At 73.7% G+C, this 12,116-nt stretch carries 11 protein-coding genes; 7 read left to right on the top strand and 4 right to left on the bottom strand.

Going from position 1 to position 12,116, the window contains the following annotated elements; all coding sequences use genetic code 11:
• The first annotated feature begins 32 nt into the window (after window positions 1-32).
• On the top strand, window positions 33-1,517 hold the full coding sequence (locus tag AB0O40_RS18470; protein ID WP_365042230.1) for a cellulose binding domain-containing protein: 1,485 nt from the start codon (window positions 33-35) through the stop codon (window positions 1,515-1,517).
• On the opposite strand, the gene AB0O40_RS18465 is transcribed toward AB0O40_RS18470, so the two are convergent.
• Window positions 1,469-1,891 carry a hypothetical protein gene (locus tag AB0O40_RS18465; protein ID WP_365042227.1) on the bottom strand — a complete coding sequence of 141 codons (423 nt, stop codon included), beginning with the start codon at window positions 1,889-1,891 and terminating at the stop codon, window positions 1,469-1,471. The two genes, AB0O40_RS18470 and AB0O40_RS18465, sit on opposite strands and share 49 nt — an antisense overlap.
• A gap of 49 nt (window positions 1,892-1,940) precedes the next feature.
• A complete protein-coding gene (locus tag AB0O40_RS18460) occupies window positions 1,941-2,219 on the bottom strand; it encodes a hypothetical protein (RefSeq protein WP_365042275.1) in 279 nt (92 codons plus the stop codon).
• 244 nt (window positions 2,220-2,463) lie between these two features.
• On the opposite strand from AB0O40_RS18460, the gene AB0O40_RS18455 reads away from it, so the two are divergent.
• The gene (locus tag AB0O40_RS18455) at window positions 2,464-4,665 is read left to right on the top strand and encodes an SGNH/GDSL hydrolase family protein (protein ID WP_365042224.1); all 2,202 of its coding nucleotides are present in this window, start codon (window positions 2,464-2,466) and stop codon (window positions 4,663-4,665) included.
• A 79-nt stretch (window positions 4,666-4,744) separates the two neighbouring features.
• Here the strand turns inward: AB0O40_RS18455 and AB0O40_RS18450 are convergent, their stop codons facing one another.
• Window positions 4,745-5,617 (bottom strand): hypothetical protein, encoded by an 873-nt coding sequence (locus AB0O40_RS18450; protein ID WP_365042221.1) that lies wholly within the window; start codon window positions 5,615-5,617, stop codon window positions 4,745-4,747.
• A gap of 213 nt (window positions 5,618-5,830) precedes the next feature.
• On the opposite strand from AB0O40_RS18450, the gene AB0O40_RS18445 reads away from it, so the two are divergent.
• From AB0O40_RS18445 to AB0O40_RS18425, 5 genes are all read left to right on the top strand, one after another.
• Window positions 5,831-6,694, top strand: a complete 864-nt coding sequence (locus AB0O40_RS18445; protein WP_365042218.1) for a hypothetical protein — start codon at window positions 5,831-5,833, stop codon at window positions 6,692-6,694.
• Window positions 6,695-6,768: 74 nt separating this feature from the next.
• Window positions 6,769-7,302 (top strand): hypothetical protein, encoded by a 534-nt coding sequence (locus AB0O40_RS18440; protein WP_365042215.1) that lies wholly within the window; start codon window positions 6,769-6,771, stop codon window positions 7,300-7,302.
• Between the two features lie 199 nt (window positions 7,303-7,501).
• Entirely contained in the window at window positions 7,502-9,733 is a 2,232-nt protein-coding gene (locus AB0O40_RS18435) for a helix-turn-helix domain-containing protein (protein ID WP_365042212.1), read from the top strand.
• A 119-nt stretch (window positions 9,734-9,852) separates the two neighbouring features.
• A complete protein-coding gene (locus tag AB0O40_RS18430; RefSeq protein WP_365042209.1) occupies window positions 9,853-10,356 on the top strand; it encodes a hemerythrin domain-containing protein in 504 nt (167 codons plus the stop codon).
• Between the two features lie 119 nt (window positions 10,357-10,475).
• Window positions 10,476-11,456 carry a cation diffusion facilitator family transporter gene (locus AB0O40_RS18425; RefSeq protein WP_365042272.1) on the top strand — a complete coding sequence of 327 codons (981 nt, stop codon included), beginning with the start codon at window positions 10,476-10,478 and terminating at the stop codon, window positions 11,454-11,456.
• Between the two features lie 70 nt (window positions 11,457-11,526).
• On the opposite strand, the gene AB0O40_RS18420 is transcribed toward AB0O40_RS18425, so the two are convergent.
• A complete protein-coding gene (locus AB0O40_RS18420) occupies window positions 11,527-12,069 on the bottom strand; it encodes a type 1 glutamine amidotransferase domain-containing protein (RefSeq protein ID WP_365042206.1) in 543 nt (180 codons plus the stop codon).
• Window positions 12,070-12,116 lie beyond the last annotated feature (47 nt).

Raw genomic sequence — 12,116 nt, 5'->3', positions numbered from 1 at the left:
CGCCCCGCACGCACCCCGGAGAGGACCCCACCATGACCAGCCCGAACACCGCACCCGCCCCGACCGGCCCCGCGATTCCGAAGTCCCGCCCCCACCGCCTGCGGACCGCCGTCGCGGCGGCCGTCGCCACGGCCCTGGGCGCCGCCGCCCTCGCCGCCCTGCCGGGCACGGCCAGCGCGGCCGGCGGCCTGTCCGTGCAGTACCGGACCAGCGCCACGGGCGCCACCGCCGACCAGAGCGAGCCCTGGTTCAAGGTGACCAACACCGCCACCACCGCCCTGCCGCTCAGCGAGGTCAAGCTCCGGTACTACTTCAAGTCCGACGCGCCCGGCGCCACCTACCGCTTCGCCTGCTCCTGGGCGGTCAAGGGCTGCGCCAACATCACCGGCACCTTCGGCACCCTCGCCACCCCCACCGACACCGCCGACCGCTACCTCGAGATCGGCTTCACCGCGGGCGCCGGCTCGCTGGCCCCCGGCGCCGACACCGGGGACCTGCAGCTGCGCTTCTACCAGGCCAACTGGCAGACGCTGCGGCAGAGCGACGACTACTCCTTCATCGCCGCCCAGACCTCCTACGCCGACTCCGCCAAGGTCACCGCCACCCGCGCCGGCACGCTCGTCTGGGGCACCGCCCCCGCGGGCAACACCCCCACCGACCCGCCGACCACGCCCCCGACCACCCCGCCCACCACACCCCCGCCCGGCGGCTCCGGCACCCTGTGGGACGACTTCACGTACACCTCCCACACCGATCCGAGGATCGCCGCCAACGGCTGGTCCGTACGCTCCAACGCGGGCGGCCCCGGCGTCCCCGGCGCCACGTGGGACCCGTCCAACGTCACCTTCGCCACCAGCGGCGGCAACACCGTCATGAACCTGGAGACCTCCACCGACGGCACCGGCGCGGGCACCGAGCAGACCGAAGTCCTCACCAAGTCGACCAAGTTCAAGAACGGCACCTACGCCGCCCGGGTCAAGTTCAACGATGCGCCCACCTCCGGCCCCGACGGCGACCACCTCGTCCAGACCTTCTTCACCATCAACGACCTCAAGGCCCCGATGGCCGACGACTACGCCGAGTACGACTTCGAGTACCTGCCCAACGGCGGCTGGGGCGAGCTGTCGAACATCCTGTACACGACCTCCTGGGAGACCTACAACCCGGACCCCTGGCAGGCGGTCAACACCCACACCGAGAGCCGCCAGAGCTACGCCGGCTGGCACGACCTCGTCCTCACCATCGACGACACCACCATCACCTACTACATCGACGGCCAGGTCTTCGGCACCCACGGCGCCGCCTACCTGCCCGAACGCCCCATGTCGATCAACTTCAACCAGTGGCTGATCGACCTCAACGGCCAGACCTCCACGACCCCGCGCGCCTACCAGCAGCAGGTCGACTACCTCCTCCACGTCAAGGACCAGGTCCTGACCCCGGCCCAGGTCAACGCCAAGGTCGCGGCCTACCGTTCGGCCGGCACCGCCTTCGAGGACACCGTCCCGGCGACCTGAACCACCGACCCGACACGGGGGCCGCGGCCGGCCGCGGCCCCGCGGTGAGGTGACCTCCACGGGGTGTGACCCTTCTCCGAGTAGATCGGGGTGACCCCGGCCTCGCCGAGCGAGTCGAGCTGTGCGTCCAGGGACTGCCTGGCGGTCGATGCGCGGGGGTAGCCGAGGCGGACCTGGCCGACGGGTTCGGCCCCGGTGCGCACGGGCCGGGGCAACTCGGTCCACACCGAGCCCGGCTTGCCTTCCAGCGCCTGACCGGCCTCGGCAGTCATGGCCGCCGCCTTCGTGAGCGCCTCCCGGGCCGGGCCGCCTTCGTCGATGTGCTCGAGCACGGTGCGGTAGTTCCCGGGCGGGGCCGACGACGCCCGGGTCATGGGCGGTCCGCAGGCCCGTGCCGGCGGGTGAGGTCCGGGGCCGCCCGGCTCAGCGCCACTGAGGCGGGATGTTCGCCAGCTGCACCAGCAGTTCCCAGCCAGCCGGCCGCAGCTCGGGCTCATGCCAACGGGCCCCGGTGGCGACCCAGTGACCGCGCAGCTCACGGACCTGCGACACGTTGTCGTCCCCGATGCCGGACTCGTTGTAGCAGCACGGGCAAATGACGTACCGCGGGACACCGAACGCGTCGAACACCTGCTCACCGTCGTCATACCCGCAGATCCGGCAGGCGGTCTCCGTCTTGTCTTCCTGGTCTTCCGTACTCATCTCGCCACCAGTCCATCGATCGACACGGCGGCCGACGGTGCCGAAGACCGTCGGCGGCGGCATGATCGTAACCGCGCCGAACCGCGCCGGGAGATCCTTGCGCGCCCGGAGCGCTGCAGACGACGAGGCCCAGCCGACCCCGCAACCGGAACGCTTCGGTCACCCCGATCATGCGTGCGGCGGTACGGTGACTGCGCCCTGGCCGCCGCACCCGGCGTCCGGGCTCAGGGGAGGGCGGGGGCTCTTGTTCACGGACACGGCCACAGCAGGGACGAGGACCACGCGGCGGCGCACACCGGCCCGCGCCAGGCTGCGCATCGCGGGGGCCCTGGGCGCCCTCGTGCTCGCGCTGGGCGCCGGCCTGCCGGCCGGCCCCACCGCGCGGGCGGAGGCGCCCGGGGCGCAGAGCGCCCCCGCCTCCTGGCAGCGCGCGGTGCCGGGCACCGGCTCCGCCCGCCTGGAGACCGACCTCAAGGGCGGCGTCACGGTCCAGGACTGCGACGGCTCCGCCGGCACCGCCCCCGCCACCCGCCGCTTCAGCGCGACCGGCACCGCCCTGCCGGGCGCCCCGGCCCGCGCCCTGGCCATGTGCGTCCGCACCGTCACCGACACCGGCCTCACCGTCGGCATCCGGCCCCGCCCGCACACCGACAACCGGGACCCGTCCACCGTCGTCGCCTACCGGGGCGCGGACCTCCTGTGGTCCCGTCCGATCAACTCCACCTGCAACAAAGGCCCGTTGGGCGTATGGAAACTCATGACCGGCGCCGATGGAAACATCTACGGCACCGCGAGCGCGTACACCCCCTGCGGCCCGCAGTACGCGGTCTTCGCGCTCTCCGCCGCGACCGGCGCCGTCCTCTTCGTCAACCGGTCGGCGAGCCCCTACGAACTGGTCGGCACCCACCGCCGCGGCCTCGTGGTGGCGTACGGGGACCTGGGCGAAGGGGTCCGCTTCCTGGACTACCGGGGCCACGAGTACGGCCGCGTCACGGTGCTCACCTCGCCCTCGAAGGAGATGGCCCAGCGGCTCGCGGTCAACCCGGACGGCTACGTCTTCGCGTACCTGACCGACCGCAACGGCACGACCACCCGCCCGGACTGCTACCAGTACTACGCCACGCACCGGATCGAGGTCTTCAACTCCGCCGGACGCACCGGCCGTTACACCCTGCCCTACTGCACCACGGCGAACGTCAACGACTGGTCCGCGGCGTCCTGGGGCATGCCCGTCCTGCTCAGCGGCTTCCTCAAGGACGTGCCCAACCCCCAACGCCTGATGGCCTTCGACACCAAGGGCGCCCGGCTCTTCTCGCGCACCGTGCTCGAACGCACCGACGACCGTGTCTACACCGAGCTGGCCGTCCACGCCGACAGCCGCGGCCGGATCCTGCTCCCCAGCAACGTCACGTACGACGGCTACTCCCGGGTCAGCCTGCGCGTGCAGGCCTTCAGCCACAGCTCCGGAGCCCTCCTCGACTCCTTCGACAGCGCGGCCCTCGACGGCGGCCTCGGCCAGCAGACCAACACCTACGCCTTCGCCGAGGACCGGGTCTACTTCCTCAAGTCGCTGTGCGCCGACGACGCCTGCACCACCTGGCGGCCGACGCTGTTCTCCCTCGGGCACGCCGGCATCGGCATGGACGAGCCCCGCTCGACGCTGCTGAAGGCCACCCGGGCGCTGCCCGCCCCGGTGCGGACGGTGGCGCTCGGCGACTCGTACTCCTCCGGCGAGGGCAACCCGCCCTTCGACACCAAGTCCGGCGAGTGCCACCGCACCGCGCAGGCCTGGCCGCGGCTGATCGGGGTGGACGACCCGGGCGTACGGCTGGTCGGGCACTTCGCCTGTTCGGGGGCCGAGACCTCCGCCTTCACGGAGTCCTTCAAGGGCGAACCGGCCCAGGTCACCAAGCAGCTGAAGGGCGTCTCACCGGCACCGGGACTGGTGACGCTGACCATCGGCGGCAACGACGTCGGCTTCGCCCGCATCCTGAGGCACTGCTTCCTGGTCGACTGCGTCCTCGACCGCACGGTGGCCCACGCCGAGTCCTACGTCGCCGGGCCGCTGCCGGGGCTGCTCCGCAGCGCGTACGGGCGGGTCCGCTCCACGCTCCCGCGCACCTCACGCGTCCTGGTCGTCGGATACCCCCGGCTGTTCCCCGACCGGCAGGAGGAGACCACCCGCTGCGGCTGGCTCACCCCGGCCGAACGCACCGGCCTGAACCGCCTCGGCGCGAAGCTGGACGAGGCGATCCGCAAGGCCGCCGGCACGGCCAAGGTGTCGTACGTCTCCGTCAGCGGCGTCCTGGACGGCCACGAACTCTGCTCCGCCCAGCCCTGGGTCTACGACGTGGGCCGCAACGGCGGCGACAACCGCGGCCACCCCCTCCCCGCCGGCCAACGCGCCATCGAAACGGCCGTCCGCAAGGCCATCGCGACGGGCTGAGGTCTGCACGGGGGTGCCACCGCCGCCCGCGCCCGCCGCGCGGAGGCCGCTGACGGCGGCGGCACCAGACGGGTGCCGGTCAGCTCGGCACGGCGCAGATCACGTACCCGCCGACCGTGACCTCGGAAGAGCTGGTGTTCCTGACGGTCACCTGCCAGCCGTAGGCGGTCGGTTCGCTGCTCTGCAGGTGGGTCGCGGACCCGCCCGCCACCACTCCGCCGCCGGTGGGTGTCCAGCCCGAGGGGCAGTTCGCCCCGGCTCCGGCCGTCTTGTGCGGCTGGAGGGTGGTGAATCCGCTGCGCACCGTGTAGTTCTCCCGCCCGCACACGGCCACCGCACTCATCCGGGACAGCGCGCTGCTCGGGTTGACAGCGCGTACCCCGACGGTGACGGCGTCCTGCGGGTAGGCGTCGGCGATCCGCAGGAAGGGGTCGTAGGACCGGAACCCGACGCCGCTCAGCCGCTCGCCCGGCGCGCACCAGCTGGTCATGGACTTCTCGCTGCCGCCGCCCACCAACTGGAACTGGATTTCGTGGCCGTACGACTCGGCGTTGGTGCACCGCGCCTCGGCCCAGCCGTAGGCCGCGGTCGAACCGGCGTTGGCGAACTGGACGTGCCAGCTGCCCCACTCCATGCTCGGCAGCGAGGTGACCAGGTACACGTTGTCCCCGCTCGAGTAGCCGTCGCTGTTCCCGCCGCCGCCGGAGGGCCGCGTGCCCGGAGGGCAGTAGACCGCGGCCCACGCGGAGCCGTTGGCCGGGATCTCGACCGACGGCCCGGAGAAGGTCTTGTACCCGGACCTCTGGGCGGCGGACGGCGCTCCGGGAGCGGAGTGAACGGGGCCGGTCCGCAGGGCGGCGGCGACCGGGGTGGCGGCCGTGACCGCGGCGAGGGCCAACGGGGTCGCGAGCAGGACGGCCGTACGGACGCGGCGCAGCCAGCTGGAGCTCATGGGAAACCTCCGGGGTGGGGGACGACGGGCCCGTGGTACACCCGCCCGCCCGGCCCGGTCGCCGCGACGCTCCCGGCCCCGCGCGCAAGAACGATTCCCCCTCCGCCGTCCGGCGCTGGTACCGGCGCCCGCCCGAGTCCGCCCGCGACGCGCGGGCGATGATGTGCTGCGCGTGCCGCGGTGCGGTGCGGGACGGACTCAAGGGGTGGGGCGATGGTCGAGGTCGGGCGGACGGGTGCGTTCAGCGTGAACTGCGTCGGGGTGGAGCGGCTGCCGTTCCCGTTGAGCTTCAGCGTGGGTGCGGCCGACGGGGTGTGGCGGGTGACGGCCGCCGCGGCGCAGGCGGGGGAGTTGGCCGACCTGCTCCAGGGGGCGGCGAACGGCTCCGTCGCGGTGGTGGCGCTGGAGACCTTCTCCTACCTCGATGAGAACGGGCACCCGCTACGGCCCTCGCTGATCGCGGTGGACCTCGGCGTCCCGTGTGCGGTGCGCCCCCTCGGGGCCTGGGCCTCCGGAACGCACGGGCTCGGCGAGGAGATCCTGGTGCTGGACCGCGGCCAGCTGCCCCGCCTCCTGGACGGCACCTGGTCGCCGTACGAGCTGACGCTGATCGACCTGCCCACCGGCGCGACCCCGGAAGACGTCGACGCGCTCGCCCTCGTGCTCGGCACCACCGGTTTCGACGAGCCGGTCCTGGAGCGCCTGGGCGACTCCTCCCGCCTCTGGTTCGCCGGGCACGACGACTGCTACCTGGCGCTGGAGACCCGCGACCCCGCCCTGCCGGCCGCGGTGCTGGCGCGGCTGCTGACCCTGCTGGCCGGCTCCGCCCTGGCCGCGCGCACCGACGGGTCACCGGTGTGCGTTCCCGAGCCCGGGCCTGCGGTGGCCGAGAGGCTGGTGGCCACCGCACCGCATTGGATCGGATCTCCGGACACGGTCACCGAAGACCTGGTGTCGATCGGCCTGACCGCCCTGCCGAGCCCCTGGCGGCTGGACGACCCGATGCCGCCGCGCGCCGACCTGCACGCGGTCCTCGACGTACGGAACGGCACCTGGCGGATCGCCACGCCCGAGTGAGATGGCGGGACGGAACCAGAGCCGTCCCGAGGCGGCCTCGTACTCTGGTGCCCGACGTAGACAGGGGGGTCGCGGTGAAGCACGAGGACGTCCAGGACACGGAGCGCGGCGCCGGCGCGCGGTGCCTGCCGGAGCCGTGGATGCGCGAGGTGTTCTACCTCGACGGCAGTCTGCGGGACATCCGGATCCTCGACGTCACCCGGGCGGAGTGGATCGCGGTGCTCGAACACCTGCGGGCCGTGGCCGACGAGACCGAGGTGGAGCACCCCTACCCCCGGCTCGATCCGGTGCGCCCGGCCGTCGCCGACCTCGTCCGCGCCTGGCTGGACGAACCGGAGCACGAGGGCATGAACTTCGCCTTCCGGGCCCGCTTCGACGGGGTGTGGTTCTTCGCCCTGCCCTACGACGACGAGGAGATCGAGTTCTCGGTCTGGCCGGAGCAGGTCGTCGACGGTGCGGGAGTGGCCGCCGTGCTGCGTTTCCTGGCCGAGATCGCCACGGCCGCCGGCCGACGCTCCGTACTGACCGGTGAGACCGTCAGCTACCACCCGGACATGCCGAGCCTGATCTCCCACGACCCCGCCACCGGTCTCGTCTCCCACATCTGACGTCAGGCGGATCCGCCGGGCCGGTGCACGCCCCACCAGCGCAGGCGCCGCCGGAGCGGGCCGGGCGGTGCCGTCCCCAGCCAACCGCAGGGCAGCGGGCCGGGCCACCACGTTCCACCCGCAAAAGTGTGTCGTGCATACTTTTGCGGGAGAGGTACGGCGTTCCGGCTGGCCCGCACTGACCAGGGGATATCCAGACATGGGGACCGGTACACCGGCCACCGGCGGCTTCGGCGCGCTGCTGTACGGTCTGCGGACGGCGGCCGGGCTCAGCCAGGAAGAGCTGGCGCACGCCTCGGGCGTGAGCGTACGGGCGCTGTCGTACATGGAGCGCGGCCAGTCCCGCGGGCCGCAGCGCCGCACCGTACAGGCCCTCTCAGAGGCCCTGGGCCTGGACGATGCCGGCGCCCGCGAGCTGGAGCACAGCGCGAGCCTGGGCCGCCCCCGTCGCACCCCCGCGAAGGACGTACCGGCCCCCGTCGCCGTACCGGCGGCCGCCGTGCCTGCCGCTACCCCCGACCTGCTGCCGCGCGCACCCCGCGGCTTCCACGGGCGGGCCGCGGAACTCACCGAGCTGACCCGGGCCACCGAGGGCGAGGCGCCCGTCGCCCTGGCCATCGGGCCCGCCGGCGTCGGCAAGACGGCCCTGGTCCTGCACTGGGCCCACCAGGCCCGCACCGGATTCCCCGACGGCCTGCTCTACGCCGACCTGCGCGGCTTCGGCGACACCGGCGAGCCCGCCGTCATCGAGGTGCTGCGCGAGTTCCTGCCGGCCCTCGGCGTGCCGCAGGCCGGCATACCGGAGTCGGCGAACGGCGCGGCCGCGCTGTTCCGTTCGCTGGCCGCCGACCGCCGCCTCCTGGTGGTACTCGACAACGCCCGCGACTCCGAGCAGGTCAGGCCACTGCTTCCGGGCGGTCGCCACTGCGTCACCGTCGTCACCAGCCGGCACCGGCTGCCCGGCCTGATCGTCACCGACACCGCCCGCCCGGTGGCCGTGGACGTGCTCGACCCGCAGGACGGCACGATGCTCCTCGCCCAGGTCCTCGGCGAGGACCGGGTCCGCGCCGAGCCGGCGGCGGCGCGCCGGCTGGCCGAGCTGTGCGGCGGGCTGCCGCTGGCGCTGCGGGTGGCGGCCGCCCGGCTGGCGCAACGGCCCTCCTGGTCGCTGGGCGCGATGGCCGCCGAGCTCTCCGACGAGACGCGCCGGCTGGGCCTGCTGGACGTGGAGGACACCGGCGTCCGGGCGGCCCTGCGCCTGACGCTGCAACAGCTTCCGGCGGACGTCTCCGGCCTCTTCGCCCAACTCGGCCGGCACCCCGGCACGCACGTCGACCGGTACGCCGCGGCGGCCCTGGCCGGCACCGAACCGGCGGCCGCCGACGCCGCCCTGGAGCGGCTGGCCGTCGCCCACCTGGTCACCGAGTCGGCGCCGGGCCGCTGGACGATGCACGACCTCGTACGCCTCTACGCCCGCAGCCTGGACGCCGGGCCGGACGCGCTCACCCGGGTGCTCGACCACTACATCGCCGCGACCCTCGCCGCCGTGGCCGCGGCCGAGCCCGGGAGCACCGAGGACTGCTTCCCGCCGCCGGCCGGCTACCTCCCGCCCGCCGCCGTACCGGAGTTCGCGGACCGCGCCGCGGCCGTGGCCTGGCTCACCGCCGAACGCGACGACCTGACGCAGGCGGCGGCCGCGTCCCACGCCGCCGGACTGCACGACCGGACCTGGCGCATCGTCATGGCGATGTGGCCGCTGATGGTGTGGCGGGTCCGCGACGGCTGGGTCCCGCTGCTGGAGACCGGCCTCGCGGCCACCCGTGCCGACGCCGACGCGTACGGCGAGTCCCGGGTGCTCAACGTCCTCGGCTGGGTGCTGAGCGAGGAGGGCCGCATCGCGGAAGCCGTCACCCACCTGCGGGCCGCCTCCGAACTGGCCGCGCGCGCGGACGACGCGGTGGCCGAGGCGAACGCCCTGATCGTCCTCGCCATGCCCCAGGCGGCGCTCGGCGCGCTGGACGAGGCGGTGCGGGGCTGCGAACGCGCGGTGGAGCTGGCGCGCCGGGCCGGCGCCCGGCCCCTGGTACGGCTGACCCTCCAGCACCTCGCCCGCCACCGGGCCGACGCCGGCGACTGGCGCGGGGCCCTGGACACCGCGGACGAGGCCCTGGCCTTCGACGCCGACGACCGCCCGGCCACCGCGGACATCCCCGGGATCCTGCTCCTCATCGTGCGCGGCGAGGCGCTGGTCGCCCTCGGCAAGCACCCCGAGGGCGTCACCGCTCTCGAACAGGCCGTCCGCGAGGCGGAGTCCTCCGGCAACGAGGACGGCGCCGTACGAGCCCTCGGCGCGCTCCTGCGCGCCGCCCCCGACGCCTCCCTCCAGGCCCGGTACGACACGGCCCTGGCCCGCCTCACGACCAGGGCCTGACGCCACGCGGTCGACCACGCCTGCGCCCGGTCGACCGCGCCCTGAGGGTTTTAACGCCGCGTCCCCGAGCATGCGCCCCCTGAGGCCGCACGACGGCCTCCCGACAGGAGGGATGCGGTATGGCCGCGGAGCAGCAGGACAACCAGGACGTCGTCGCCGTGATCCTCAAGGACCACCGGCGGATGGAGGACCTCTTCCGCCGCATGCGCAGCGTGGAGGCGAACCGGGCGGACGCCCTCGCCACCTTCTCGGCGCTCCTCATCGCGCACGGCGAGGCCGAGGAGCGCGAGGTGTACGGCGCGCTGAAGCGGTTCAAGGACGTCGACAACGACGAGGTCGAGCACGGGTCGGAGGAGCACGCCGAGGGCAACGAGGCCCTGCTGGCGCTCCTGGAGGTCTCCGAGGTGGGCTCCGACGCATGGGACTCGCGGCTGGAGGACCTGGTCAAGGCGGTCACGCACCACCTCGACGAGGAGGAGCGGACCATCCTCAACGGCGCCCGCGAGGGCGTCCCCGACGAGCGCCGCGCCGAGCTGGGCGCCGCCTTCCTCGCGGAGCGCGAGCGCCTGCTGGCGACCGACTGCGGCAGCATCGAGAACGTGCGCGCGATCGTAAACGGATGACGGCGGCGGGGGGCGGGCCCGCGGAAAACCGCAGGCCGGACGACGGGCCGCACCGGGACGACGGGCCTCAGAGGGAGAACAACGCGCTCCGGGACGAGAAGGCGCCCCGGGACGACAAGATGCGCCCGGACGGCAAGGCGCACCGGGACGACGAGACGCGCAAGACCGTCTGGGTCGCCCTCGGTGCCAACCTCGCCATCTGCGTGGCCAAGGCCGTCGGCGGCGTGATCGCCGGCTCGCCCGCGCTGCTGTCGGAGGCGGCGCACTCCATCGCGGACAGCCTCAACGAGGTCTTCCTGCTGGCCTCCCTCAAACGCAGCCGGCGTCCCGCTGACGCCCGCCACCCCTTCGGCTACGGCAAGGAGCGCTTCTTCTGGTCCCTGCTCGCCGCGGTCGGCATCTTCGTGACCGGCGGCTGCTTCTCCGTCTTCCAGGGTATCGAGGCCCTGCACTCCGACGGATCCGAATCGCGCCAGGGCTACCTCGTCGGCCTGGCCGTCCTGGTCGTCGCCCTGGCCGCCGAGGGCGCCTCGCTCGCCCGGGCCCTGCTCCAGGTACGTACGGCCGCCCGGAAGGCGGGGCGCGGCATGGCGGCCGAGATCCGGGCGGGGCGCGATCCCGCCCTGCGGACCGTCCTGGCCGAGGACAGCACGGCCTGCGCGGGCGTGGTCCTGGCCATCGTCGGCATCGTCCTGCACATGGCGACCGGCGAGATCGTCTACGAGGCCTGCGCCTCCATTCTGATCGGCCTGCTGCTGGTCTACGTCGCCTACGCCCTCGGCCGGGCGGCGCGCGGGCAGCTGATCGGTGAGGCGGCCGACCCGGACATGCAGCGGGAGGTGCGGGAGTTCCTGACGGCGGAGCCGGAGATCTCCTCGGTCACCGCGCTCCTCACCATGCGGCTGGGCCCCGACTCGGTGATGCTGGCCGCGCGCGTGGACCTGACGCCGGGCTACGACAGCGAGACGGTCGAGGACGCCATGGTGCGCATCCGCGCCGTGGCGCGCGGCCGCTGGGAGGAACTGGACCAGGTCTTCCTCGACGTCACGGACGCGGCGGCGAGCAGGCGCGGCGCGGCCGTCGACGGCCACCACCGTTGAGCCGCCCCGACGCCCGGGAGGCCCGCAGCCGTAGCGGTTGCGGGCCTCCCGGGCGTTTCGGACGGGGCCGTCAGGACCGGTGGGCGGCGAACTCCTTGACGAAGGCCGCGCAGAAGGCCTCGAGGTCGTCCGGCTTGCGGCTGGTGACGAGCGTCGCGGGGGTCGCGTCGCAGACGTGCACCTGCTCGTCGACCCAGGTACCGCCGGCGTTGCGGATGTCGGTGGCCAGGCTCGGCCACGAGGTCAGCGTCCGGCCGCGGAGGACGTCCGCCTCGACCAGCGTCCACGGGGCGTGACAGATCGCGGCGACCGGCTTTCCCGCCTCGAAGAAGCTCCGGGCGAAGCCGACCGCCCGCTCGTCCATGCGCAGGGCGTCGGGGTTGGCCACGCCACCGGGGAGGACGAGCGCGTCGAAGGCGTCGGAAGTGTCCCCGGCCAGGACGTGGTCGACGGCGAAGGTGCCCGCCTTGTCGAGATGGTCGTACGCCTGGACGCGGCCGGCTTCGGTGCTGACCAGCCGGGGGTTCCACCCGGCCCGTGCGACGGCCTTCCAGGGCTCGGTGAGTTCGATCTCCTCCACGCCCTCGGGGGCGGTCAGAAAGGCGATGCGCACCAGGGTTCACCTCTTTCGGTCGTCGTCAGGTGACGGGGGCGGGTGCC

It is taken from the genome of Streptomyces sp. NPDC089919, from assembly GCF_040684615.1.
Lineage (GTDB): Bacteria > Actinomycetota > Actinomycetes > Streptomycetales > Streptomycetaceae > Streptomyces.
Note: the sequence above shows the minus strand (reverse complement) of the source record. Positions and strands in the feature narration are given on the sequence as shown.